Raw genomic sequence first — 26,744 nt, 5'->3', positions numbered from 1 at the left:
GTGTTCAGATAATCAGGTGTTTCCCTATTTTTGCGGGAAAAACCACAGAAATATTAACGATTTATGGCGTTGTTACGCAATTAACTCGTCTAATCCACTAGATAGATCGGCAAGTTCATCTAATTTCTCAGCTAAGCCAGCCTGAGTGAGGCCTGCTAATTGTGCAACACTTTCTGGGATAGCCGCCGCAATGGCATCATTGGCCGCTGACTCATGTTGCTGGTGGGTGATTACTTTGGCTAAGTTTAGAATCGCGCTTAATTTATCGCTTGGCTCTTGGTTTTCCGGTTGATTTTGATATTTTATGGCTTGTTGAATCGCTACGGGGAAATTCCAGCGACGTGCGAGCTCTTCACCCACCATGACGTAGTCAAAGCCAATATTATTGTCTTCCAGCGCTACGCGATCTGCGGCTCCATTTTCGACGAATTGGTCAATTTTAGCTGCGACTTCTGGTGCAACAATGTGAATAAGCATTTCACCGATGTTGTGAATCATCCCCGCGGTAAATGCTACTTCGCCATTCATTTTGGCAGGTTTAGCCAGCCATTTGGCGACCGTGGCAACTTGCAGGCTGTTTTTCCAGAATTTCTTGCGATCAAAACCTGGGGTGGCTACAAATGCGCCAGTAATACCTGATGCCACGACGAGGGTGCGTACCGTATTAAAACCTAATACAACCACCGCTTCCTGAACCGAACCAATCTGGCGACTAGCACCAAAATGAGCTGAGTTAGCTAGGCGTAGAACTTTGGCGGTAATGACTTGGTCAAGTGCAATTTTCTTGGCGATGGTATCAATATCGATGTCTTCATTGCTGAAGCTGTCGATTAACTCTTGGACGACCTTTGGAATGGTGGGTAACTTATGGGTCTGTTCGAATACTTCTTCCAATTTCATGGCAACACTCCCGTGGGCATTTTTCTTATCGGTTGAAACCAATTCCATACTAGAACAGACCTTCAAGCTCTGCTAGAGAGAAAATAAAAAAACCACACCTTTTGGGTGTGGTTTTTTTAGGGATGACGTAAGTTTACTGTTTGGTTTCAACTTGCGCGAGTGGGCTTGCTGCATTTTGCTCGCCAGTGCTATTTGCCAGTACATCTTTACGGCGACGGCGGGTCGTGCTTGGTGCAACGACGATAGGCTCGCTTGCTGCAATGCTGTTACGAGTTTCAACCAATTGCAGTGGCTCGTCTGCTACAGGAGTATCCGCAGCATTGGTTTGCACATCTTTGCGGCGACGACGTTGAGGCAGTACCGGCTCAATCACTGGGGTAGCTGCCGCAGGTGTATCGCCGCGGGTGGCCACTTGGGTTAAGCCAACTTCAGCTGGGCTAGCCACGACAAACTCCGCTTTTACGGTGTCTACAACCACAGCCTGCACCGCAATTTGCACTTCTTCGCTAATGGCGGCTACTACTGGCGTAGCTTCAGCAATTACGGCTTGGGTTGGAGTCGCAGCCTCGACCGCAGTAATGTTCTCTGCAGTCGGAGCTACTTCAACACTGTCTGCTTGTGTGGCTTCTGCCGAGCCGTTTTCTGCTGCTACTTCAGCTTGCACGCTTGCTGCGTCGGCTAGAGTTGCGTGCGCTGTCGTGTTGTTGCTGTTCGTCGTTGCAATTTCTGGAGCCACTGCAGTGGTCGCCGGAGTTGGGATGGCAGCTTCAGTGACTTCAGCGATCGCAGCCGTTTCAGCTATGGCATCTGCTGAAGTTGTCACCGCCGACTCGATTGTGGCAGCCGCAGCTTGTTGAGCCTGTTGCTCTAGAATCACCTCATTAGGCACAAATGCTGGGGTGCTTACTTCATCTGCGCTCGCTGTGATTTCTGCAACCGCAGGGTTGCGATCATTGCGGTCACGACGATCACGACGGCTACGACGGCGGCGATTGCGTGTCTCGCCATTGCTCTCTGCTGCATTGTTTGCTTCAACCGTCACAGCAGCTTCGCTTGCCGTTGCTACCAGCAACTCTTGCGCTTGTTCTGCACGTACTTCTTGGCGTTGGCGCTCTTCACGTGGTTGACGTTCGCCACGGCTTGGGCGCTGCTGACGTTCTTCGCGTTTCTGGATGTCTTCCTCGATGCGCGGTTTGCTAGAACGGTTGTTGCGCTCCGGGCGCTCAGCTTTTTCACCGCGTTCGCTGCGTTCTGCACGCTCGCGTGGAGCTTGACCTTCCCGTCCCTCGCGATTCTCGTTGCGATCAAAACGGCCATTGCGGCGCTCGTTGCGACCACGTGGCTGACGCGGTGCAGGCTTGACTTCTTCGACCGGTTTTTTCTCTTCCGGCTCGCTGCTAAACCAAGCAACAATTTTCTTCCACAGCGAAGGCTGTGCTGCTTTAAGCTCGGGTTTGGCGACGCGTTCAGTGCTGGCCGGCGCTGGTTGAGCTGGCGTAATGCCTTTCACGGCAGCTTCCTGGCGTTTGGCTTGTTCTTCTTTGCCTTTGCCTGGTTTGTAACCTTCCTCGGCAGGCTGCTCGACCATGCGGTAAGACGGTAGTGCATCTTCAAATGGCAGTACGTCTTCCGAACGAACACGAGTAATACTGTAGTTTGGTGTTTCCAAATGCATATTTGGAATCAACATCACGCCCACTTTCAGGCGCGCTTCAACAGCGAACAACTCAGCGCGTTTTTCGTTGAGCAAGAAGGTCGCCACATCCACTGGTACTTGCGCGTGCAATGCGCCAGTGTTTTCTTTCATTGCTTCTTCCTGAATGATGCGCAGGATATGCAATGCTGATGATTCGATGCCGCGGATAAAGCCGGTGCCATGACAGCGTGGGCAGGCAATATGGCTGGTTTCTTCGAGCGACGGTTGCAGGCGCTGGCGAGACAACTCCATCAAACCAAAGCGGCTGATTTTGCCGGTTTGCACGCGAGCGCGGTCGTGATGCAAGGCTTCGCGAACGCGGTTTTCAACATCGCGTTGGTTTTTCGGGTTTTCCATGTCGATAAAATCGATCACGATCAAACCACCCACGTCGCGTAAACGCATCTGGCGCGCGATTTCGTCCGCAGCTTCCAGATTGGTACGCAATGCGGTTTCTTCGATATCGCCGCCGCGCGTGGCTTTGGCCGAGTTTACGTCGATTGACCATAGCGCTTCGGTACGATCGAGAACAATTGCGCCGCCCGATGGTAAGCTCACTTCACGTGAGTAGGCGGTTTCGATTTGGTGTTCAATCTGGAAACGTGAGAACAGCGGCACGTCGTCTTGGTAGAACTTCACTTTATGCACATTGTTAGGCATAACGTGGCTCATAAACTGCTGTGCTTGCTCGTAGATATCGCGTTTGTCGATCAGCAACTCGCCGATATCCGGCTGGAAGTAATCGCGAATCGCACGGATAACGAGGCTAGATTCTTGGTAAATCAGGAAGGCGCCGGTCTGGGTATTGGCTGCACCTTCAATTGCGCGCCAGAGTTGCAGCAGATACCCCAGGTCCCACTGCAATTCTTCGGCGTTGCGGCCAATCGCTGCGGTACGCGCGATCAGGCTCATGCCGTTAGGCGTTTCCAGTTGGTCCATCGCGGCGCGCAATTCATTGCGCTCTTCGCCTTCGATGCGACGCGAAACACCGCCGCCACGTGGGTTGTTGGGCATCAAGACCAAATAACGACCAGCTAGGCTGATGTAAGTGGTGAGGGCCGCGCCTTTATTGCCGCGTTCGTCTTTTTCCACTTGAACGATCAGCTGCTGGCCTTCTTTCAGGCTATCCGCGATGCGGCCACGGCCGCCGTCGCCTTCGGCGAGGTAGGAGCGGGCGATTTCTTTGAATGGCAAGAAGCCATGGCGGTCACAGCCATAGTCAACAAAACACGCTTCAAGGCTAGGCTCAATGCGGGTAATGATGCCCTTGTAGATGTTGGATTTGCGCTGTTCTTTGCCGACGGTTTCGATATCGAGGTCGATGAGTTTTTGGCCATCAACGATCGCAACGCGCAACTCTTCGGCTTGAGTTGCATTAAAAAGCATACGCTTCATGAGTGTAGGGCTCCTGCGCGCACCCCACGGTAGAGCTTGGATTCTGACAGGCAGATCGATTGTGACGGCAGTTCGGCAATATAAATTCGCGACCTTTGTCGGCGGCTGATGGGATATTTAATATGTTGGGCGATGAAAAACTTCGCACTATTTTGTGTGGCCGCAGCAATGTACAACCCATATTAAATTCCAACTACTCCAACCTCTTTGGATAAAAGAGGGCTCGTATCGTGAGCAGGAGTTCAGCTGAACGCGTGGTTCAGAGCTAAAGGCATAGCACGGAGGCTATTTTTGCGTGCATTTTTATTGACTTAGGAACTGGGTATCGTAACTCCGATGATCTGTATGCTCTGTCGGGCGAACTTCCCGCCGTGTCTTTGGTTGACGGCCAGAAGTGAAAAATCCGGTGAGTGCGCTAATGTAATAAATCAATTACCATCGCTACTTCTTATTGAGCGGTGAGCGTCATAACCGCTAATCAGCTATTGCACCGCGACTACGCCAAACACTCTCGTTTTGTGAGCCCCGCGCTACTTGCTCTCATCGAGTAGGCAACGATAACCGCTACGGCGGGAAAGAAATCACAATCCAGAAAGCTGGGTATTAGCGGTAAAATACCGATTACAAATTTCCAATTGAGTGAGTTAGGGGGCGAGGTTTGCCGCGATATATCTTGCGGGAACGCATTCGCTAAGCCCTTTCCTCATCCTGATCAGGTACAACCTAATCGGGATAACCAGCTGCATACACTGCAGCATGCCATAGAGTATATGCCAATATGTCCGAGACAAGCAAAGCGTCTGTGAGCTTCGTGACGGTTGATGAAGAAGAGGCCGGTCAACGGTTAGATAATTTTCTACTCAAACGTCTCAAAGGCGTGCCCAAAAGCCATGTTTATCGCATCGTTCGTTCGGGTGAAGTGCGCGTCAACAAAGGCCGTGCCGATGTAACCACGCGTGTTGCCGCTGGCGATGTGATTCGCCTGCCGCCTGTGCGCGTCGCTGAGCAGCCCAAGGCGCCCAATAATGCGTCGGCCGCCGCCGATAGCATGCAATTGCCGATTGTGTATGAAGACGATGCGCTGTTGGTGATTGATAAGCCAGCCGGGATTGCCGTGCATGGCGGTTCGGGCATTAGTTTTGGCGTGATCGAATTGCTGCGCGCGCAACGACCGCAAGCCAAATTTATGGAATTGGTTCACCGGCTTGATCGTGAAACCTCGGGTTTGCTGCTGGTCGCCAAGAAACGCAGCGCACTGGTGAAAATGCACGAAGTGCTGCGCGAAAGCCATGGTATTGATAAACGTTATCTAGCCTTAGTCGAAGGTGTGTGGCCGCATACACGCTGCCACGTCAAAATGAAACTATTGAAATACGAAACGCCCGATGGCGAGCGCCGCGTCAAAGTGCACGCCGATGGCTTAAGCTCGCACACAATTGTGAATCGACAACAAGCTTGGTCTAGTGCTTCTTTGCTGGAGTGTGAGCTGAAAACCGGTCGCACTCATCAGATTCGCGTGCATTTATCGGCCAGCGGTCATGCGATTTTGGGTGATGATAAATATGGTGATTCGGCCGTAAACCGCGCATTACCAAAAAAAGGGTTACGCCGGATGTTTCTGCATGCGTGGCGTTTAACGCTAAATCATCCGCTCACGGGCGAGCGCATGACGCTGGAGGCGCCATTACCCACTGAGTTGCAAGCGTATATTGACCAGCTGAATCAGCAAGAAGGGGCATAGCTCTAATGGCACGAAATTTGGACTTAATCGTTTTTGATTGGGACGGCACCTTAATGGATAGCACGGGGATGATCGCCCGTTCGATTCAGCGTGCTTTTGCCGATGTGGGCCTGACTGTGCCGAGTGAGCAAGAGGCGCGTTATGTGATCGGCTACGGTTTAACGGAGGCCATGGCGCATTTAGCCCCTGAAGCGACCGAACTGCAAATTCGCCAAGTGATTGAAGCATATCGAGCTCATTTTTTGCCCAATGATCAAGAGCTCAAATTGTACGATGGAGTAGAGGCCGGTTTAGCGCGCTTGCGTGATGCTGATTTCCGCATGGCCGTGGCTACAGGCAAATCGCGGGCGGGCTTAGATCGGGTCCTGAAAGCCACTCGCTTGGGGCATTACTTTGAGGTGACGCGAACTGCTGATGAGGCTTTTTCCAAGCCTCACCCTGCTATGCTGGAATACATCCTAGAGTATACGGCGGTAAGCCCTGAGCGTACTGTGATGGTGGGCGATACCACCCATGATTTACAAATGGCGGTTAATGCGGGTACGGCCAGCCTTGGTTTGACTTATGGGGCACATCACGCGGATGAGTTGCAAACCCTGCCGGCCTTGGCATTTTTTGATCAATTTGACGCCTTGGTTGAGTGGGTTTTGGCGCATGGTTAAGATTTGTTCGTCAGAGCAACTGCTAGATCGGGGCTTGGCTTACCGCTTTATGCTGGGAGAGCGCGCCGCGATTGCTTTGCGTTACGATGGGGTAGTGTACGGCTATCTCAATCAGTGCGCGCATATTCCGATTGAGCTCGATTTTAATCCCGGTGATGTATTTGATCTGAGCCGACAATATTTGATTTGTTCTACGCACGGCGCATATTATGATCCCACCAATGGTTTGTGTTTGGGCGGCCCCTGTGTTGGGCGCCGCTTAACTTCGTTACCCGTGAAAGAAGAGAACGGCGCAGTCTGGCTGATTGAGGAAAACATTGCATGAGTGATTCATTTGAGCGCGATGCGCTAAAAGAAATCTTAACCGCTTCGGTAAAAGAGCAGCGCAGCGCCCGCCGCTGGGGGATTTTTTTCAAGCTGCTAACTTTCAGTTATTTATTTCTGATCTTAGCGCTGATCATGGGCTGGATTGGTGCTAAAGAGAGCGAAAGCGCTTCCAAAGGCCCACACACAGCGGTGGTTGATTTGAAGGGTGAAATTTCTGCGGGCGGTGATGCCAGTAGTGAAATGGTGTTGTCTGGATTAAAAGCAGCTTTTGAAGATAGCAATACCAAAGCGGTTATTTTGCGTGCCAATAGTCCCGGTGGTAGCCCTGTTCAATCGGGGATGATGTATGACGAAATTCAGCGTCTCAAGAAAAAACACCCGCAAACGCCATTTTATGTGGTGGTAGAAGATGTATGCGCGTCGGGTTGTTATTACGCGGCAGTCTCTGCAGATAAGATTTACGCTGATAAAGCGTCGATCGTGGGGTCTATCGGCGTGCTGATGGATGGCTTTGGCTTTACCGGTGCGATGGATAAGCTGGGCGTTGAGCGTCGCTTGATTACTGCCGGTGCCAATAAAGGCTTCCTTGATCCATTCTCACCGCAAAGTGAAGAGCAAAAGCAAAAAGCGGTTGCCATGCTGGCCGAGGTGCATCAACAGTTTATCAATGTGGTGAAACAAGGTCGTGGCAAGCGCCTTGCAACCAATAACCCAGATCTGTTTTCTGGTTTGGTCTGGTCGGGCGAAAGTGGGCTAAAACTAGGTTTGGTTGATGCCTTGGGCTCGGTCGATAGCGTGGCGCGTGATGTGGTGAAAGTAGAAAATATCGTGGATTTCACCCCGCAGCCTTCGTATGCTGATCGCTTAGCGCGGCAGCTTGGTGTGGCCGCAGCGACCACGTTAGGTGCCAAAATGAATTGGCAACTTAAATAATTGATGCAGGGTATTTGTTCCTAGCTCAATCCGAATATGGGCTTTGTGCAGATACCTGGTGGGGGTGATTGTGGCGCGCAGAAAACGGCCTGAAGAGCACGAAAATCACGAGCGTTGGCTGGTGTCATATGCTGACTTCATCACCCTGCTATTTGCGTTTTTTGTGGTGATGTATGCCATTTCATCAGTGAATGAAGGAAAGTACAAAGTCCTTTCTAGTGCGCTGGTCGATGCCTTTAAGCAGCCCAAGCAATCGGCGGAGTTACTGCGTCCCGATAATCAGACTCTGCCAGGAGCCCCTCCCAAGCTAATTGTGATCCCCGCTCCGACCATGATGCCCAATGCTGGCCGATTTGAGGAGCAAACCAAAAAGATGCAAGGCATGGCCACTGATTTGCGTTCATCTCTTGGCGAGCTGATCGATCAGGGGAAGGTGAAAGTCACACAATCGAAGCGCGGGATTGCGGTGGAAATTAGCGATTCAATTTTGTTTGATACTGGTCGCGCTGATTTGCAGCCCGATTCAATCGATGCACTGGCCGCCATTGCTGAGCGGGTTAAAGACTCGGACAATTTAATCCAAATTGAGGGGCATACCGATAATCAACCTATTCGCGCTGGCTTATTTCCAAGTAATTGGGAGTTATCTGCCGCGCGTGCGGCGAGTGTGGTGAGGCTATTTCAGGGTGTTGGGGTGGCTCCGCAGCGAATGGTGGCAATTGGCTATGCGGAATTCCGCCCGGTGGAGTCGAACGATACGCAAGATAGCCGAGCGCGAAATCGGCGAGTCACTCTTAATATTCTGGCGGACAATCGCGATGAAGTTGCCGTGATTCCTGTGCAGTAAATACCAGCCCGTACTTAAACATGACCGCCGCCAATTCCTTTATCCAGCAGTTAAGCGCTTCACCGATGGATAATGTGCGGAATGCAGCAGTATTGGAGCGCATTACCAAACTGGTGTATCGCAGTGCAGTGCCAGGGCAAGTGATCTGCTTGCTAACTGCTCTGGTATTGGCGGCCGCCCACTATAACCATATCGACTCCCGCCTGTTATTGCTTTGGATTGCTCTCACCTGGGGCGTTGCATTTTGGCGTTTGCGCTGTGCGCAACAATATGCCAGCCAGAAACTGCCGGCGGATATTGATTTTGCCTATTGGAATCGGCGGTTTTGTACCGGGGTCAATGTGACTGCCGCAGTCTGGGGCTGTGGTGGTTTTTTGCTGATGCAGGGCGCGCCGGATTCGACTCGATTATTCACGGCTTTTGTATTATCGGGTTTGGTGTCGGGGGCGGTGCCGATTTTGGGTGCTCAATACTCAGCCTTACGTAACTTTGCCATACTGATTCTGACCCCGGTGTTTCTTGCTGCTTTGCTAGGCTCTGGTGAGCTAGATAATGTACTGGCTGCGATGTGCTTTATGTATATGGTGGTGGTGATCAAAGGTGTTCGTCATTACAACGAGGCCATTGTTGAAGGCATTTTGCTCGAATTAGAACAAAAACAACTCGTGGCTGAGTTGGAGCAGGCACGCAATACGGCCGAGGCGGCCAGTCTGGCAAAAACCCACTTTATTGCCAATGTTAGTCATGAAATTCGTACGCCGATGAATGGTATCGTGGGTATGGCTCATGTTTTAGCACAATCCGAGCTCAGCCCAGCTCAGCGCCGAGACTTGGCGGTGATTCAATCATCGTCGGATTTGTTGCTGGCTTTGGTTAATGATGTGCTGGATATTTCAAAAATTGAATCCGATCAGTTTGAGCTTAAAAAGCAGAATTTCAATTTAATCGAATTGCTACAAGATACCCGCGCCATGTTTGCGCTGGCAGCGAAAGAAAAAGGCATCGACCTTGTGCTTTCGCTGCCGGATAACGCGGCGCCTCTCCGGTATGGGGATGTCACACGCTTGCAGCAAGTGTTGGTCAATCTAGTCGGCAATGCCGTCAAATTTACTGCGGCTGGGCAGGTCAGGCTTGATTGTGTCGTGCAGGCGGATGAAGTATCCGTCTGTGTGAGTGATACTGGCATCGGTATTGCTCAAGAGCGATTGCCACATATTTTCGATGCATTTGTGCAAGCCGATGGTTCACTTTCCCGCCAATATGGTGGAACAGGGCTTGGACTAACGATCGCAAGAAAACTGGTGAATTTTCTAGGCGGCCAATTGGCGGTCGCCTCAGAGCTTGGGAAAGGAACTCAGTTCTTCTTCAAGGTTAATTTGCCTGTTGTTAACGAGCCTGCCTCAGCGGTGGTGACTGCTGCCATACCTAGCGTGTCTCGGCTCACTATTTTGCTGGCGGAAGATAATCCCACCAACCGCCTTGTCGCTACCAAAATACTTGAGGCAGCGGGGCATACTGTTCTAAGTGCGGAAAATGGTGAGCAAGCAGTTCAAATGCAGTTACAGCATGAGTTCGACCTGATTCTGATGGATATGCAAATGCCGATTATGGATGGGCTAGAGGCTACGCGTTTAATCCGACAGCAAGGTAGCAAAATTCCAATTATTGCTTTAACGGCTAATGCGCTTGAAGCCGATCGCAAAGCATGTTTTCAGGTTGGTATGAATGGTTTTATGACCAAACCTATCCGACCCGAGCAATTGCATGCGGTAATCGCTAGTAGCCTTATCTAGGGTGATTCCTGTAATTGGCGTTTTGAATTTGTGATCGATACGCCGGCACTCTATAAAGAAATATTGCGTGATAGGGTGCTAGAGAGTGAATAAATTGCTGGATCTGGATGCCACTGCTGTGGCCGACTTGTTAACGCAGGTTGAATCCATGTTTTTGCATGATATTGATCGAGCTTATCAAACCAGCTCGGCACTCTTTGAACGCTGCAATCGTCTCGATTTAGAGCCAGAATTAGTGGTGCGCTTGTATATAACTCAGGCCAAAATGGCTTGGGGCGTTGGTCGGTTCAAATCCTCTCTCCGCCTGCTAAATCAGGCGCTCAAAAAAACCAATACATTTGCAATTAGTCACAATCGCGCCGAAATTTATTTACGGCGCGGTGTTTCTCATTTCAGTCTCAAGCATTATCTGCGCGCTACGGAAGATTTAGCACAAGCCACCGAACTTGCAATTGATGCGCTTAATGTTGAAGTGGCCATTGAGGCTTACTTATATATCGGCGTGCTGTATGTGATTTTTGGTCGGCATGCAGATGCCGATGAGCTATTGCGTCTGGGCTTCCAGTTGGCTCATGCTATTGATAATTCGAGATTAATTTCGAAAAGTGCCATCTTTCTTTCTGGGAGGCTAGTGGAGCAGGTGCAATATCAGGCCGCCCTCGACATACTGTACCAAAGTGAAGCTTACTTGCTGGAGCATGGTGATATGACATGGGTGGTGGAGGCAGGGAAAACCGCTGCTGTCTGTTACCAGCATCTGGGGCGAATTGCCGAGGCTGAATTGTATTTTGAGGCAATGCTGGCAATCTCACGTCAGCAAAATATCCGTTGGGCAACCTCAGTACTTGCTGTGCATTACGCCGAATATTTGCTCAACCAAGGTCAGTTATCGCAAGTATTACAAATGTTGAGCCTTGCTGAGCCAGGTTTGCAAACATTTGATGATGTTGCTTTGCAGCAAAAAAGCCAATTTCTGCGTGTCGAGGCATTTAAGCAAATGCATGATTTCAAGCTGGCTTTGGCTCATTTTAAACAATATGAAGCGCTCAAAATTCGATGGATCGCTGGCGAAATCTCAGAGCAAGAAATTAAAAAAATAGCCAGATTTAATCGCTTGAATCTGCTAGCGAAAAATATAAAAAGAACGCAAAAAGATTTTGAAAGCTTACTGGGTTTGGTGGTGTTTCGTAGTTCTGTTAGCCGTGGGCGCTTACTCAAAGAGCGCTGTGAAAAATTATCATCTCAGCATCAGCTCGTATTTGTCGAGATAGACACTAAGTTAATTTTTCGCCGCATTATTGAGAAAAAAGTATCTGGCATACTCCGCGAATTTTGTCTTTCTGGTGACTTGTGGGTAAGAGTGAATGTTGGAAAATATCTTATTTTTTTTAATGATGGGTTAACCCAAAATGAGTTACTTATTTCTGAACTCTTAAATCAGTTCAATAACTTTCCGTGGGCATGGCATGATTGTGAGCCACCGAGAATCAATTTTACTTATCTGAGCCCACAAGCTGCGATCGAGAAAATCCCAATGAGGGTGGAGTAATGCATTTGCCAACCGATGTCGATAACCAAATCGCTGAGTTGGTGAGTGCGGTCGAGCTAGGCTACTGGCAGTCTGATGCTTCTCAGCATATAGCAAGTAAGAAGTTATTAGATTTATGCCTAGCTCATCAGCACACAGCACTCGGCTACGCCTATTTACTTTATGGCCGTACGTTTTTAATGGTTGGAAAGTTGGAGCAAGCCAAGATACTAATTGAGAAAGGCACTCGGTTTTGTAAAAAGAAAAAAGACAATAAACACTTGGTGCTTGGTTTGTTGTGGCTCGGCTTAGTTTTTAATAAACAGCATCGATATGTTCAGGCGTTTAACTGCTGGTGTGGTTGCTTGGCAATTGCCTTAGAAATATCAAGCCTAGAGGTTGCTGTTGAGGCCTATCTGAATTTAGGGATACTCTATCAAGAGGCCGGGTTTTGCGAGGAGGCGCAGGCAATTTTGATGTCTTGCTTCTCAATGTCTGAGTTAATCGCTAATAAGAAGTTACTAGCAAAAAGCGGTATTTTCTTGTCGGACTTATTTGTTGAGTCTAAAGATTATGATTCAGCGTTAGCCATTATATCGCGTGCTGAGCTAGATATTATTTTGTACTCTGATGTGACCTGGATTGTGCAGCTATGTAGAAACAAAGCCATTTGCTATTGGAGGAGCGGTAACTGTGAGGCTGCAATCGAAAATTACGAATCTGGGTTGGTAATTGCTAGGAAATTTGAGATGGCCTGGGCCTATATTTTGGTTGCGCTGGCATATGCTGATTTTTTACTAGAGAATAATGAGGATTTAAAGGCTCATGAAGTGTTAAATGGTGCTGTTAGCTATTTTGCACTTTTTAGTGACGATGAGTTGCGACGAGAATGGCTATGGATGCGATATGTGTGTAGCAAAAAATTAGCTTGCGCGCGTGATGCATTGCAGTATTTAAAGCAGTACTTGCAATTAACTCGAAGTCTGGATGCGATAAGGAAGTTGGATGGGTTTTCAATTTCTTTAAGGCGTAAAATTAGTGGTCGCTATTTAATGCTTCGTCGTGAATTTAGAAAATTCGAGAGAATTATTGATGTTCCTAACGTTAGAATGACAATTAGGCAGATTGTCGATTTCAAGGAGCGTTGCGAGCGTATGCTCGATGTTGGAAGATTAATCGAGATAATTGTTAGTCCAGAAAGTAGGAAGATCATCGAGCAGCGTGCCCTAATGGTAATTAGTGATTACTGTTCTAGTAAAGACGTTTGGTTGGATTTGGGTAATGCTCATTATTATATTATCCCAGAAGATAACGGAAAAAGTTTATATGATTTCTCTGAGAGATTGTGTAAGGCAATCGAGTCGCAACCATGGTCAAGATTAAATATCAAACACGTATCTGTTCGCCGACGCCTTTTGCTGATTAATCAGGAGATTTTGGGGCAAGTAAATCAGATTCACCAGCGAGGATGGCATGATGCTCGATAAATATGCTCAGATAAAAGATAAGCAGGCACAGTATCGTTTACGGAATTATGACCTGGCTTTGGAACTCGCAAATGAATTGGAGCAATTAGCTAGCCAAGAAAATATGCCTGCCGAACTTGAATATGCACTCTATCTGAAAGGTGAAGCATTAGAGAAGTTAGGTCGATTTTTTGATGCGAAGACTGTATTGCTAGCGGTCTTGAAAAAAGTAGTGGTAAAGAATAGGAACGATCAGCTATTACTAGATATTTATGAGTGTCTAGGAAAGACATGCTATGCAGTTGGTGAATTAGAATTGGCACTAGAGTATTGGAGCGAATGTCTGGAGTTGGCTTTGGAGCATCAATCCATTGAGCACTATATCAAGGCCTATATTGGTGTTGGTGGAGTTTATCTTTATTTTGATCTATTTGAGGATTCATTGCATCATCATTTGTTAGCCCTAGAGTTTGCCCAAGATTTAGATGATGCAACTTTATTGATGATGCTGAATTTATGGCTGGGCAGTGATTACAATGAATTACAGCAGTATACAAAAGCGATTGAGCATTTAGAGCAAGCACGTGGGTTTTACCGGCGACGTGCTGATGCCGGGCAAGTTTCTGAAGTGCTAATGCATATGGGCTTTTCTTATTTAGGTTTGGGTGAGCTAAACAAGGCACTAAAACTATTTAATGAAAGTATAGAAATAGCCGAAAGTAATCATCATGCATGGCCTTTAGCTATGGCGAACCTTGGTATTGCTAAAGTGCTAAAAGAAAGTCATCGCTATTTTGATGCATTACGGTATGTGGAAATCGCTAATCAGTATTCACTAAAAAATAATTCCATGCATCATGAGATGAAAATCTGTGAGTTAAAGTCAGAAATTCTCGAACTGATGGAACGCTATGAAGAGGCTTTGATTAGCTACGAGCGCCATTGTGAAATAAAAACCAAGCAGGTTGCGGATCGAACCAAGATCCAATTGCAAAGTGCCGCATTGCGGAAAATCAGTAAATCGGAAATTCGCTTGAAACTACTGAAAACAGAGCAACAGCGAAAAATTTTAGAGAATGAGAGCCTAGTTCAAAAAGCCAAGTTTGATGCAGAGAAAAATGCTTTATTAGCGGTTAATGAGGCAAAAAATGAGTTTTTGGCGTTGGTTAGCCATGAAATTCGAACCCCGCTATCCGGCGTAATCGGTATGCTGCGCTTGGCGCAATTGCAAAAAGAATTACGCCCCAATACGCGAGAGCAAATCACAATAGGGCTTGAGAATGCCGAAATGCTGCTCGAGATTATTAATGATTTGCTTGATGCATCAAAGATTGAGGCTGGGAAAATCACGCTCGAATGTATCCCGTTTGATCTGCACAAAATTATTGGGCAGGTCGCTGCGCTGTTTGGCCCGCGCGCAGAGGAGAAGGGCTTGAGTTTTGTGGTCGATATTGCGCATTTGCCCACGGCTGGCTGCTTGGGTGACCCAACGCGTATTCGTCAGATTCTGTTTAACTTAGTTGGCAATGCGATCAAATTTACAGAACAGGGCTCAATACGTTTAAGTGCGTATCGAGATGGCGAACAGATCAAATTCTCTATCGCCGATACCGGAATCGGTTTGGATGAGCAAAGTTTAGGGCGATTATTTACCAAGTTCGAACAGGCGGATAAGTCAACGACCCGTAAATATGGCGGCACTGGTTTGGGTTTGTCGATATGCCGTGCTTTGATTGATTTAATGCAAGGCTCAATCGCTGTCACTAGTCAGCTTGGAGAGGGCACCTGCTTTCGGGTTGATTTACCTCTGGAGCCGGTAGAGCTAGCTGAGCCAATGGCCGAGGAGCCGATCAAGCAAGAACGAATCCCGTATCAAATCAAAGTACTTTACGCTGAAGACATTATTACCAACCAATTAATTGTGAGCGCACAACTGGAAGAGCTAGGTTTGGGTTTGCAGGTGGTCGATACTGGTCTTGCTGCAATTGAGGCGTTGGCCAAGGAGCGTTATGACTTAGTGTTGATGGATGGCCGTATGCCTGTGATGGATGGTTTAAGTGCCACGCGCTGGATTCGCGAAGGGGGGTATCAGCAGTTTAAAGTGCTTGATCCACAAGTTTATATTGTGGCGCTAACGGCCAATGCTAGTTCTGAAGAACGTGCTGCGGGTGCTGAAGTTGGGATGAATGAATATTTGCTGAAACCGATTGATGCGCAGAAATTGCGCGAAGTGATTTTGCAAGCCTGCCACTATCAGATAGAGCGAGGTTATGCGCTGGCTCCTTTGCAATCGCCTACGAGCTTGGGTAAGACCGCGTTTACCGAGCAAGAAAAATGTTTGCTGGAGCAGTTAGAGCAAGCAGGCTTGTCGGTGAAAGAAGCGCTGCAGCGGCTCAATGGTAATGTGGGCCGCTATCGCCGCTGGTTGCAGCAGTTTTTTATCGAGCAGCAGCCGTTTTTTGCCGATATGGAGCCTTTGGTGTTGCAGCGAGACGTGCCGACATTGACGGCGAAAGTGCATGCGCTGCGCGGGGTGGCTGGTACGCTGGGTTTGACCGCACTGTATGAAGCGGCCAGTCAATTAGAGCAAAATTTAAACCAGTTTGCGAAAACGGGGGGTATCTATCCAGATGCCACGCGCCTAGTGCAGAGCTGGAATAAAGCACTTAAATCAATTTATCCACTGATTCAGGAGCAGGCGACCGAGTTGCCTGCATCAATAGGGTCTAATTTGCCAATTCCTGCACAATTTCTGCCTCAAGCGCAGGCTTTGCGTGCGGCCTTGGAAGCGAATAGCTTGCGAGCCCGCCATAAATTGCAAGCGTTGCAAGAGGCAATGCAAGGTGCTCCTGAGCTGCAATCTTTAGCGAGTATCACTGCCGCATTGGATCGATTGGATTATCCTGCGGCACTGACGAATTTGCTTCCTCTAATGACGGAGGGGCAGCATGAGGCATGATCCGTATATTCTGGTGGTTGATGACCAGATGGCCAATATTGAGGCATTGGGTGAGCTACTCGCGGAGCATTACGATGTTCGTTTTGCTATGAGTGGTGAGCAGGCCCTCGCTCAGTTGAATAAACAAGCACCCGATTTAATTTTGCTCGATATCATGATGCCGGATATGGATGGATATGAGTTATGTCGTATCTTGCAAAGTAAAGTTGATACCGCAGAAATTCCGGTTATTTTTATCACTGCATTGGCGACGCCGGATGAAGAAACCCGAGGGCTTGATGCCGGAGCTGTCGACTACATCGTCAAACCGTTTAATCCGTCGATTGTTCGGGCACGGGTACGTAATCATTTAGCCTTCAAGCATGCCAAAGATCAATTGCGTATTCTGGCGCAAACCGATAGCTTAACTGGCTTGGCGAATCGGCGATTTTTATTCGAGCGCTTGTTACTTGAGTTTGAACGCGCGCGTGATTTGCCCGAAACCAGCATGTTTTCACTGGTACTCATTGATGTGGATTACTTTAAGCGTTACAACGACAGCCAAGGGCATGTGGCGGGCGATTTTTGTTTGCAACGGGTGGCAGGGGTGATTAAATCTGCTTTGCGCAATCCAAATGATTTAATGGCTCGCTATGGCGGTGAAGAGTTTTGCTGCCTATTAGCAGCTACGCAGATGCACGAGGCGAAGCTGATTGCCGAGCGAATTTGCCAAAGTGTTTCCGAGTTAGCGATTCCAAATCCCAAAGCGCCTGGCCAGCACATTGTGACCATCAGTGCGGGCGTGGCCCAATGGCGAAGTGATATTCCCACCGTAGAAGGCTTGCTGCAAATTGCAGACCAAGCGCTTTACAACGCCAAGGCTGCCGGTAGAAACCGTGTTTTCTTGGGGGTATAAGGCCTGATGTCAATTTTTAAAAAGCCTTCAGCCTTATACCTTGTGATTATTTCAGCTTTTTCTCTAGTTTAGCCAAGCTGATGTAGAGCACTGGCGTGATGTACAGTGTGATCAGCTGTGAAAAAATCAAGCCACCCACAATGGCGACCCCGAGCGGCTGACGCAATTCGGCGCCAGCCCCTAAGCCCAAGGCCAATGGCATCGCGCCCATCATGGCTGCCAGCGTGGTCATCATAATAGGTCTAAAACGTTTGGCGCTGGCTTCGCGAATGGCATCAATTGAACTCAGCGCCGAGCCACGCTCGGCTTCAAGTGCAAAGTCGATCATCATGATGGCATTTTTCTTCACAATGCCGACCAGCAACAAAATCCCAATCATGGCAATGAAGGTTAATTCTAAACCGACCAAATTAAGTGCTAGCAAGGCACCAATGGCCGCAGAGGGAATACCGGCCAGAATGGTAATGGGGTGAATCCAGCTTTCGTACAAGACCCCCAGCACAACATAGATCACCGCCACCGCCGCTAAAATCAGCCATAACTGACTGGTTTGCGTTTGGTTATATAGCGCGGCATCGCCTGCAAAACCACCGAAGATATAGCTAGGCAGTGCTATGGACGTTTCTGCCGCTTTAATTTCGCGCGCAGCATCCGATAGCGAGCTGCCTTCTGCCAAATTGAAGGAAAGCGTAATGGCAGGTAGTTGCCCCTGATGGTTAATGGTGGTGGTGACGGCGGTGCGCGCAACGGTCGCAAAACTGCTGAGTGGAATTAGCCCACCGTTCTTGCTGCGTACATACAGCTTGGCGAGTTTGCTTTCATCGGCGCGGTCTGCTTCGTTCAATTGCAGCAATACCGAGTAGCTATCCTGTGGTGCATAAATACTGGCAACCTCGCGTTCACCATAGGCGGCGTACAAGGTGTCGCGCAGTGATTGCATGTCTACCCCTAGCTCGGCTGCGCGATCTCGATTGATATTTAGCTTGGCCTGCAGCGTTTTTTGCTCAGCATCGGAGGTGACGTCACGGAAGATGGCTTTGCTGGCTAATTCCGCCTGCAGCTTATTACTCCAGCTTTCCAAATCATTGGCATTGACCGCCTGCAAAGTATATTGGTAGCTGCTTTTCCCACTTCGGCCGCCGATATTCAGATTTTGGGTTGGGCGGTAGAACACATTTACTCCGGCGATTTTACCGGTGTCTTTGCGCAGACTTTCAAGCGTCTTTTGCATGTTCTGCCGTTCTTTGCGTGGTTTGAGCGTGATAAATAAGCGTCCGCCACTCCCATTACCCAAGCTAGAAGCCACGCTGGATACGTTGGGATTTTTAGCGACCGCGGATGCGACACGTTGCTGCAATTTGAGTAGGGCAGGGTAGCTAATATCCGCGGACATATCGACACTGGCTTGCACTTGGCCGATATCTTCTTGCGGGAAGAATCCTTTTGGTATGGCCGTGTATAGCCAAACCGTGATACCAAAGGTCGCCAAGGTAGCTAGTAGCATCCAAATTTTATGTTGTAGCACCCAGCCCAAGCTGCGCTGATACGCTGCGAGTAGGCGGTTAAAACCGGCTTCGAAATAACGACTCCAGGCCGGGTCGGTATGCGTATGCTCGGCTGGTTCAGGCTTGAGAAACCGTGCGGCAAATAGTGGAATCAAGGTGAGTGACACCAGCATCGAGACTAAAATCGACAGTGCAACCACCACGGCAAACTCATGAAACAGCAGCCCCATGGTGCCCGGCATAAAGAAAATCGGGATAAATACAGCGACCAATGAAATCGAAATCGAAACCACGGTAAAGCCCACTTCGCCAGCGCCTTTAATGGCGGCATCCCACGGGCTCATCCCCTCTTCGATGTGGCGCACAATGTTTTCCAGCACCACAATCGCATCATCGACCACCAGCCCCAGTGCCACAGTAAGCCCCATCAGTGAGATGTTATCTAGGCTATACCCCAGCCAGTACATCAATGCAAACGTTGCCAATAAAGAGATTGGGAGTGATACCGATGGAATAAGTGTGGCAGCAGCTCGGCGCAGAAATAGCAAAACCGACATAACGACCAAGCCCAGTGTGAGCAATAGCGTCAGGTTCACATCATGAATCGATTCACGAATTGAGGTCGAGCGATCGTTGATTTCGTGCATCTCAACCGAATCGGGCATTTGTGCTTTTAGCTTGGGTAGCATCGCTTTGATTGCATCGACCGTAGCTACCGTGTTGGCACCAGGTTGGCGTTGTACCGCCAGAATAATCGAGCGCTCGCCGTTGACCCAGCTACCCGATTTAATGTTTTCCACGCTGTCTTCTACGCGAGCCACATCTTTCAAGCGCACAAGGCCTCCACTATCTGCGCTACGGTTGGCAACAACTACCTCGGCAAATTCGGCCGCATTTTTAAGCTGCTCATTGGCTTGTAGCATCAAGGTTTGACGCTCGCCTTCAAGCTGACCCACTGGCGAATTGGCGTTGGCGGTTTTCAGGGCGCTGGACAACTCGGGCAAAGAAATATTCCGTGCTGCGAGTTTTTCTGGATCAACCGCAATGCGCACTGCGTATTTTTTTTGCCCATAAATCTGCACCTGTGCCACCCCATCGATGGTCGAAAGAGCAGGGGCAATCAGATTGTCCGAATAATCATTCAGTTGTGAAAGCGACATTGATGGCGAATTGATCGACAGCATCAAAATCGGCGCATCGGATGGATTTACTTTGCGATAGCTCGGTGGACTTTTCATATCGCTAGGTAGGCTACGATTTGCGCGATATAAAGCGGCCTGTACGTCTACCGCGGCGGATTCAATGTCGCGATTGGGTGCGAATTCAAGCGTGATTGAGGTGCTGCCCAAACGGCTGCTCGAACTCATCATGGCCAGCCCAGGAATCGTCGAGAATTGCTTTTCCAGTGGGGTTGCCACTGAATTGGCCATGGTTTCCGGTGAAGCGCCGCTTAGTGATGCCGAAACATTAATTGTTGGGGTGTCATAGCTGGGTAGCGCCGAGATTGGTAAATGAAACCAGGCAATGACACCGGCCACCATGACCGCGAGCCACAGCAATAGCGTGGCGACTGGACGATGAATCGCCCACCAAGAAATTCCGTGATTCTGGCTCATGATTACTGTGCCTCACCGCTGTGGCTGGCCTGGCTGGCGGATTTTTTGGCGGGCTTGCTTGCTTCAATAACCATGCCGCCAGGGCGTACATTTTGCCCGCCTTCACGAATTACTTTACTGCCGGGTTTTAAGCCCTCAACTAAGGCCTGTCCATCATGGCTGCGTAGCACAGTAATATTTTGTGCTTGCGCTTTTTTGTCTTCGCCAATCACATACACAAAGCGCTGTTCTGGGCCAGTTTGAATAGCTTGCAGCGGGACGATGAGCCCTTTTTCTGCACCCAGTTGGACTTCGATGCCCACGCTCAAACCTGGCCATAGCTGGCGATCTGCATTGGCAAACTCAGCTTTGGCGAGCAAGGTGCCGGTATTTTTATCTACGGCGCTATCCAAAAATACCAATTTACCCTCGCGTGTGCTGCCATCGGGTAGCGTGGCTTGTACGGCCAATGAGGTATTGTGTTGCGCGGCAATCAAGGCCGATAAGTCGCGCTCTGGCACATTAAAGCTAATGCGCACGGGGTCTAGCTGGGTAAGGGTTACCAGCGGCTCGGTGCTATTGGTTTGCGCTAACGCGCCAGTGCGAATGTTAATTTTGCCGGTGCGACCTGCGAATGGTGCAACGATGCGGGTGTAGGATAATTTGACCGCAGCAGCGGTTTGATCGGCTTTGGCCGCCACCAGTTGGGCACGCAAACTTTCAGCTTTGGCGCGTGCAGTATCGACAGCGGAAGGGGAAATAAATTTGGCTTGGGCTAATTCGATCGTGCGAGCCAAATTGCGATCCGCTTCGGCCAACTGCGCTTCCATTTGGGCGGCAACGGCTTTGCTGCGATTGGCTTGCGCTTCATCATTGCGGGCATCAAGAGTAAATAATAATTGCCCAGCTTTGACTTCATCGCCTTCTTTGAAGTGAATGGCGGCAATCTGCGCACTGACTTGTGGACGAATTTCAATCATTTGTACGGCTTCAACATGCCCATTGGTGCTAATTTGCTGGGGCAGCTCGCCTATTTTTACCACGCTGCTTTGTACCACTGTGGGGCGCTCGCTTTTGCCTTGCTTAGGCTTATCAGCTGATGGCCCACATCCGCTAAGTAGTGCGCCAAACGTGAATACTAGAACTGGGGCATAACGAGTTACATTCATTGATTTCAATCTCATTGCTATTTAATCGTGCAGCAGGCCCGCTTTTAAATTGCGTTGATAACGCAGCAGAATCCAGCTCATCACCATAATTACGAAACCACCAAAACCGATAATAATCAGCCACATGGGAGGCAAACCATTGTGCGCAAACTGTTGTTGCAGTAAGGCGCTGCTATCAGCGGGTAGTGGAGTGCTCCAATTTTTAACCAGCCAGGCGTGAAAGCCCACCATCAGCAAAATACCGAGGTTTTCATTGAAATTTTGTACGGCAATTGAGTGCCCTGCGCCCATCAATAAATGCCCGCGGTGTTGCAGCATGGCATTGAGTGGCACAACAAAAAACCCTGATAAAGCGCCAATAATCAGCATTAATAACGCAGCAATGGCAATCTGGTTGACCCACAGCATCAAAATGACCAGCGCGCCCATCGCAATGCCAGCCCAGAGTACGCTAAAGGCTTTGTGCAGTGGTACCCAGCGCCCGGCCGCAACTGCCCCGATTGCAATGCCGACCGCCACCAGCGCGATCAGTTGGCTGGCTTGTTCTAGCTTGAGCGATAACCAGATCACGGCCCAATTAAGCACGACCAAACGCATCGTGGCGCCCGCGCCCCAAAACAGAGTAGTGACCCCTAGTGATAGTTGCCCTTGTGGGTCGCGCCACAGCCGTTGTACACACCAAGCGAATTCCTTCGCTTGATGAATCGGGTCTAGGTGGAGTGGCTTGAGGCGTACCTGCAGTTTGGGAATAAATAGATTGATGTAGGCGGCCAGTAGGTAAATCGCGATAGTGGCCAAAATGGCAAATTGCGCCGGACTGAAGATGTGCCCGAGAGTATTGCCTGCTAGCCATTGCTGAATGTGGCTTCCAGATAAATACCCACCAATGACTGTGCCTAAAATAATTGCGCCTACCGTAGCGCCTTCTAGCCAACCATTGGCGGCGACTAATTGTTCATGGGGTAAATATTCGGTGATGATGCCGTATTTGGCGGGTGAATAGGCTGCCGCACCGAAGCCAACTATTGCATAGGCAAAAATCGGCGGCATGCCCGCGATCATGCTGGCGCAGCCTAATAACTTAATGCCATTGCAAATAAGCATGGCGCGCCCTTTGTGCATGGAGTCAGCAAATGCGCCGGCGTAAGGGGCGATGAGCACATAGGACACGGTAAATGCCCAGAGTAGCATCGATAAATGCCATTCTGGCGCTTGCTGCTCCTTGAGTAGTGCTAGCGCCGCAAAAAACAGTGCATTATCAGCGAGGGCAGAGAAAAATTGCGCCCCCAAAATGGTAAAGAAACCACGATTCATAGCGATCGCCTTCGGCGTATTGTGTCATTGTGCGATCAGTTGTTTTGACCCACGGATGTCTTATATCACGGATTGATGACAATCAAACTGCGCGTTGTCATGCTGTTGCAGCAAATGAAAACTGCCGCGCTCGTGCTATTATCCTCGCCATTGGCCTTTCAATTGACGGTTGTGTATGGATATTCTCCAGTCGCTGATCGGGATTTTTACCGATTATGGCTACCTGGCTGTGTTCACGGTGTTACTCGTTTGTGGTTTCGGCGTGCCGATTCCAGAGGATGTTTCACTGGTGGCGGGTGGCGTGATTTCTGGCCTAGGCTATGCGCATGTTCACACAATGTTTGCCGTTGGAATGGCTGGCGTATTACTAGGGGATAGTTGTATGTTCCTGCTGGGGCGTTATTTTGGCACCACGCTACTTGAACATCGCTATTTCAAACGGATGATGACCCCCGAGCGCTATGAGGCCGTGCAGGATAAATTTGAGCGCTATGGTAATCGAGTCCTCTTTGTGGCTCGTTTTCTGCCCGGCTTGCGTGCCCCCATCTATCTGACGGCTGGTATGTCCTGCCGAATCTCCTACTTACGATTTTTATTACTCGACGGCTTAGCGGCACTTATTAGCGTGCCGATCTGGGTATATCTGGGTTATTACGGCGCTTCAAATCACCAGTGGCTGATGACTTGGCTGGGTCGTGGTCAAACGGCAATATTAGTGCTGCTGGTGGTGGTGCTTGCGATTGTCGCGATTTGGTATATTCGTAATAAACGCGAACGAAGTTAACTTGCTCGCGAAAGTAGATTCAATTTCATCTTTGAGATAAACCGATGTCTCGTCCTATTGAGGCTGTGATCCACAGCGCAGCGCTGAAACATAATTATCAATTAATTAAACAGCGTGCGCCGCAGGCACGCGCTTTTGCGGTGATCAAGGCCAATGCCTATGGGCACGGTGTAGAGCGAGTGGTGAATACACTCAACGACGCTGATGGTTTTGCAATTTTGGAATTTGCCACTGCCATTGCCATGCGACAGGCTGGGGTGACGCAGCCGATTCTGTTACTTGAGGGCGTATTCAGTGTGGATGAGTTGCAGCAATGTGCGCAGCACAACATCATGCTGGCGATTCATGAGCCCCGTCATCTAGATTGGCTGCGCACGACTGTGCTGCAGGCACCTGTGCAGATTTTCCTTAAACTCAATACCGGTATGAATCGCCTCGGTTTTGTGGCAGAAAATGCGCCTGAATTAGTGGCGCAATTGCGCGCTATGCCGAATGTTGCCAGTGTGACACTGATGACCCATTTTGCCACTGCAGATGAGCCTGCGAAAGGAATTACTCAGCAATGGGCGCGCTTTCGCGCGCAGAGCGAGCTGCTTGATTGCCCGTGCTCCTTGGCCAATTCGGCCGCTATTTTTGCCTATCCAGAAGTACATGGCGATTGGGTTCGGCCAGGAATTGCGCTATATGGTTCATCACCGTTTGCGCATCAATCTGCTGAGCAATTAGGGTTGCTCCCCGCAATGAGCTTACGCTCACGCATTATTGCTGTGCAAAACTTAGAAGCTGGCGACACGGTGGGGTACGGGGCCACGTTTATTGCTGATCGACCAATGCGGATTGGTGTAGTGGCATGTGGGTATGCGGATGGTTATCCTCGTCATGCTCCGACGGGGACGCCGATTGTGGTCGATGGGCAAGTAACCCGTCTCCTGGGGCGTGTATCGATGGATATGCTGTGTGTAGATTTGACCGAATTACCCAATGCGCAAATTGATAGCGTGGTGGAACTTTGGGGGCAAAGTTTGTCTATTGATGCGGTTGCGCAAAAGGCCGGCACCATTGCTTATGAGTTGATGTGTGCGATTGCGAATCGAGTGAGTGTTCAGCTGGATTAATTCTGTACCGCAGGTGGGGTCTTTTCTTGTCTTAATCCCCCATGAAGCGCAGATTCAATTACAATAATCCGGTTTTTATTAATTTTTCCAGCCTGCAGGTTAATCATGGCATTGATCGTCCAAAAATATGGCGGCACATCGGTTGGGTCACCTGATCGAATCAAAAATGTAGCGCGCCGCGTCGCCAAGTTTAAAGCCCAAGGGCATGACTTGGTGGTGGTTCTGTCTGCGATGTCTGGCGAAACCAATCGCCTGATCGCTCTGGCTAAAGAAATGCAAGCCAATCCAGATCCACGTGAGCTTGATGTAATTGTTTCTACTGGTGAGCAGGTAACAATTGGCCTGCTGGTAATGGCGCTTAAAGAAATGGGCTTGGACGCGGTGTCATATACCGGTGGCCAAGTTAAAATTCTGACCGATAGTTCACACACCAAAGCACGCATTCAGCACATCGATGACGCGAATATGCGCGCCGATCTGAGCGCGGGACGCATTGTGGTCGTGGCTGGCTTCCAGGGTGTAGATCCGAACGGCAATATTACAACACTGGGTCGTGGTGGCTCTGATACTTCTGGCGTGGCTTTGGCTGCAGCTTTGAAGGCGGATGAGTGCCAGATTTATACCGACGTTGATGGCGTGTACACCACCGATCCGCGTGTAGTGCCTGAAGCGAAAAAGCTCAAAACGATTACGTTTGAAGAAATGCTGGAAATGGCCAGCTTGGGCTCGAAAATTTTGCAAATTCGCTCGGTTGAGTTTGCTGGTAAATACAATGTGAAATTGCGCGTACTGTCCTCGTTCCAAGAAGAAGGCGAGGGTACGTTGATTACTTTTGAGGAAGACTCTACCGTGGAAAAACCAGTCATCTCTGGCATCGCCTTTAATCGCGACGAAGCCCGCATCAATGTGATCGGTGTTCCTGATAAACCAGGCATTGCTTATCAAATCTTGGGCCCAGTAGCCGATGCCAACATCGACGTGGATATGATTATCCAAAACGTTGGTCAAGACGGTACAACAGACTTCTCATTCACGGTGCCAAAAGGTGAAATGGCGCGTGCGGTGAAAGTACTTGAAGGCGTGCAAAGCCAGATCGGCGGCAAATCAGTGTCGGGCGACGACAAGATTTGTAAAGTATCGATCGTTGGCGTGGGAATGCGCTCGCACGTAGGTGTGGCCTCAACGATGTTCCGTACGCTGGCAGAAGAAGGGATCAATATCCAAATGATCTCTACGTCTGAAATTAAGATTTCAGTTGTAGTGGACGAAAAGTACTTGGAATTGGCTGTGCGCGTATTGCACAAGGCTTTTGGTTTGGATCAGCAAGGCTAATCGCTGCTTTCATTGCCAGAATTACGGCCGCCGCTACTGCATTGCTTTGCAGTCGGCGGCTTTTTTGTTGGCTAGCGTGTTCAAGCAGCCGCTGTGCTGATGTTACGGTTTGAAAAATAGGGGTGGTTTTTTGTCTTATCTGTGAGGCACTTATGCAACCAGTCAGAAAAATTAGTCGATAAGTGTTGACGAGGTTCAGGGGTGTAGGTATTATCTCGCTTCTCTGAACGGAGACGTGGATGAGTGGCTGAAATCACCTCCCTGCTAAGGAGACATACGGGCTTAAACCTGTATCGAGGGTTCGAATCCCTCCGTCTCCGCCAGAGGCTGTAAATTGTTGTGTATAGTGCGCCCGTAGCTCAGTTGGATAGAGTATTTGGCTACGAACCAAAGGGTCGGGCGTTCGAATCGCTCCGGGCGCACCAACACCACAATGTAGTAACAATGTTTGAGATGTCCCTATAGTTTAGCGGTTAGAACACTGCCCTTTCACGGCGGCGGCCGGGGTTCGATTCCCCGTGGGGACGCCAAAAACATTGAGTAATACAGTATAAAGTTTTAAATCAGTGCGCCCGTAGCTCAGTTGGATAGAGTATTTGGCTACGAACCAAAGGGTCGGGCGTTCGAATCGCTCCGGGCGCACCAATTTAAATCGATATACAAAGTTGTTTTAAGTATGTCCCTATAGTTTAGCGGTTAGAACACTGCCCTTTCACGGCGGCGGCCGGGGTTCGATTCCCCGTGGGGACGCCAACTTAGCTCTAAGTTGGTGTCAGTAGTAAATCTCA

Annotated in this window: 18 protein-coding genes and 5 tRNA genes; 18 read left to right on the top strand and 5 right to left on the bottom strand. The window is 49.4% G+C overall.

Annotation, left to right across the window (positions count from 1 at the left end):
• Window positions 1-72: 72 nt before the first annotated feature.
• Together HZU75_RS04880 and HZU75_RS04875 are read right to left on the bottom strand one after the other, a co-directional pair.
• Window positions 73-900, bottom strand: a complete 828-nt coding sequence (locus HZU75_RS04880; RefSeq protein ID WP_180308047.1) for an HDOD domain-containing protein — start codon at window positions 898-900, stop codon at window positions 73-75.
• A 133-nt stretch (window positions 901-1,033) separates the two neighbouring features.
• Window positions 1,034-3,991, bottom strand: a complete 2,958-nt coding sequence (locus tag HZU75_RS04875) for an Rne/Rng family ribonuclease (RefSeq protein ID WP_180308046.1) — start codon at window positions 3,989-3,991, stop codon at window positions 1,034-1,036.
• 778 nt (window positions 3,992-4,769) lie between these two features.
• Here HZU75_RS04875 and HZU75_RS04870 point away from each other — a divergent pair.
• From HZU75_RS04870 to HZU75_RS04825, 10 genes are all read left to right on the top strand, one after another.
• On the top strand, window positions 4,770-5,732 hold the full coding sequence (locus HZU75_RS04870) for an RluA family pseudouridine synthase (RefSeq protein ID WP_180308045.1): 963 nt from the start codon (window positions 4,770-4,772) through the stop codon (window positions 5,730-5,732).
• A 5-nt stretch (window positions 5,733-5,737) separates the two neighbouring features.
• Entirely contained in the window at window positions 5,738-6,394 is a 657-nt protein-coding gene (locus HZU75_RS04865; protein WP_180308044.1) for an HAD-IA family hydrolase, read from the top strand.
• Window positions 6,387-6,719: a Rieske (2Fe-2S) protein gene (locus tag HZU75_RS04860; RefSeq protein WP_180308043.1), complete on the top strand. Its 333-nt coding sequence runs from the start codon at window positions 6,387-6,389 to the stop codon at window positions 6,717-6,719. Before HZU75_RS04865 ends, HZU75_RS04860 begins: the two co-directional genes overlap by 8 nt.
• Window positions 6,716-7,654: a S49 family peptidase gene (locus HZU75_RS04855; RefSeq protein WP_180308042.1), complete on the top strand. Its 939-nt coding sequence runs from the start codon at window positions 6,716-6,718 to the stop codon at window positions 7,652-7,654. The genes HZU75_RS04860 and HZU75_RS04855 overlap by 4 nt, the downstream gene beginning before the upstream one ends.
• Before the next feature lie 70 nt (window positions 7,655-7,724).
• Window positions 7,725-8,501 (top strand): flagellar motor protein MotD, encoded by a 777-nt coding sequence (motD, locus tag HZU75_RS04850; RefSeq protein WP_180308041.1) that lies wholly within the window; start codon window positions 7,725-7,727, stop codon window positions 8,499-8,501.
• Between the two features lie 20 nt (window positions 8,502-8,521).
• The gene (locus HZU75_RS04845; protein WP_180308040.1) at window positions 8,522-10,294 is read left to right on the top strand and encodes a response regulator; all 1,773 of its coding nucleotides are present in this window, start codon (window positions 8,522-8,524) and stop codon (window positions 10,292-10,294) included.
• Window positions 10,295-10,448: 154 nt separating this feature from the next.
• Entirely contained in the window at window positions 10,449-11,843 is a 1,395-nt protein-coding gene (locus HZU75_RS04840) for an ATP-binding protein (protein ID WP_180308039.1), read from the top strand.
• The gene (locus HZU75_RS04835; RefSeq protein ID WP_180308038.1) at window positions 11,843-13,309 is read left to right on the top strand and encodes a tetratricopeptide repeat protein; all 1,467 of its coding nucleotides are present in this window, start codon (window positions 11,843-11,845) and stop codon (window positions 13,307-13,309) included. Before HZU75_RS04840 ends, HZU75_RS04835 begins: the two co-directional genes overlap by 1 nt.
• Window positions 13,296-16,247, top strand: coding sequence for an ATP-binding protein (locus HZU75_RS04830; protein WP_180308037.1), 2,952 nt, complete (start codon window positions 13,296-13,298; stop codon window positions 16,245-16,247). Before HZU75_RS04835 ends, HZU75_RS04830 begins: the two co-directional genes overlap by 14 nt.
• Window positions 16,237-17,142, top strand: a complete 906-nt coding sequence (locus tag HZU75_RS04825; RefSeq protein WP_180308036.1) for a diguanylate cyclase domain-containing protein — start codon at window positions 16,237-16,239, stop codon at window positions 17,140-17,142. The genes HZU75_RS04830 and HZU75_RS04825 overlap by 11 nt, the downstream gene beginning before the upstream one ends.
• Window positions 17,143-17,188: 46 nt before the next feature.
• Here HZU75_RS04825 and HZU75_RS04820 read toward each other — a convergent pair whose 3' ends face one another.
• The 3 genes from HZU75_RS04820 to lplT are packed head-to-tail and all read right to left on the bottom strand — an operon-like array spanning window position 17,189 to window position 22,725.
• On the bottom strand, window positions 17,189-20,263 hold the full coding sequence (locus tag HZU75_RS04820) for an efflux RND transporter permease subunit (RefSeq protein ID WP_180308035.1): 3,075 nt from the start codon (window positions 20,261-20,263) through the stop codon (window positions 17,189-17,191).
• A gap of 2 nt (window positions 20,264-20,265) precedes the next feature.
• The gene (locus HZU75_RS04815; protein WP_180308034.1) at window positions 20,266-21,411 is read right to left on the bottom strand and encodes an efflux RND transporter periplasmic adaptor subunit; all 1,146 of its coding nucleotides are present in this window, start codon (window positions 21,409-21,411) and stop codon (window positions 20,266-20,268) included.
• 21 nt (window positions 21,412-21,432) lie between these two features.
• Window positions 21,433-22,725 carry a lysophospholipid transporter LplT gene (lplT, locus tag HZU75_RS04810; protein WP_180308033.1) on the bottom strand — a complete coding sequence of 431 codons (1,293 nt, stop codon included), beginning with the start codon at window positions 22,723-22,725 and terminating at the stop codon, window positions 21,433-21,435.
• Between the two features lie 175 nt (window positions 22,726-22,900).
• Between lplT and HZU75_RS04805 the strand changes: the two genes are divergently transcribed.
• From HZU75_RS04805 to HZU75_RS04770, 8 genes are all read left to right on the top strand, one after another.
• The gene (locus tag HZU75_RS04805; protein ID WP_180308032.1) at window positions 22,901-23,509 is read left to right on the top strand and encodes a DedA family protein; all 609 of its coding nucleotides are present in this window, start codon (window positions 22,901-22,903) and stop codon (window positions 23,507-23,509) included.
• A 44-nt stretch (window positions 23,510-23,553) separates the two neighbouring features.
• A complete protein-coding gene (alr, locus tag HZU75_RS04800) occupies window positions 23,554-24,624 on the top strand; it encodes an alanine racemase (RefSeq protein ID WP_180308031.1) in 1,071 nt (356 codons plus the stop codon).
• Window positions 24,625-24,729: 105 nt separating this feature from the next.
• A complete protein-coding gene (locus tag HZU75_RS04795; protein WP_180308030.1) occupies window positions 24,730-25,956 on the top strand; it encodes an aspartate kinase in 1,227 nt (408 codons plus the stop codon).
• 229 nt (window positions 25,957-26,185) lie between these two features.
• Window positions 26,186-26,279: transfer RNA gene (locus tag HZU75_RS04790), tRNA-Ser, on the top strand.
• A 25-nt stretch (window positions 26,280-26,304) separates the two neighbouring features.
• Window positions 26,305-26,381 (top strand) — tRNA-Arg (locus HZU75_RS04785).
• Between the two features lie 30 nt (window positions 26,382-26,411).
• A tRNA-Glu gene (locus HZU75_RS04780) sits at window positions 26,412-26,486 on the top strand.
• Window positions 26,487-26,524: 38 nt separating this feature from the next.
• Window positions 26,525-26,601, top strand: a tRNA-Arg gene (locus tag HZU75_RS04775).
• A gap of 33 nt (window positions 26,602-26,634) precedes the next feature.
• A tRNA-Glu gene (locus tag HZU75_RS04770) sits at window positions 26,635-26,709 on the top strand.
• Window positions 26,710-26,744 lie beyond the last annotated feature (35 nt).

The organism is Chitinibacter fontanus (assembly GCF_013423785.1).
GTDB lineage: Bacteria > Pseudomonadota > Gammaproteobacteria > Burkholderiales > Chitinibacteraceae > Chitinibacter > Chitinibacter fontanus.
This window is presented reverse-complemented; position numbering and strand designations above follow the sequence as displayed.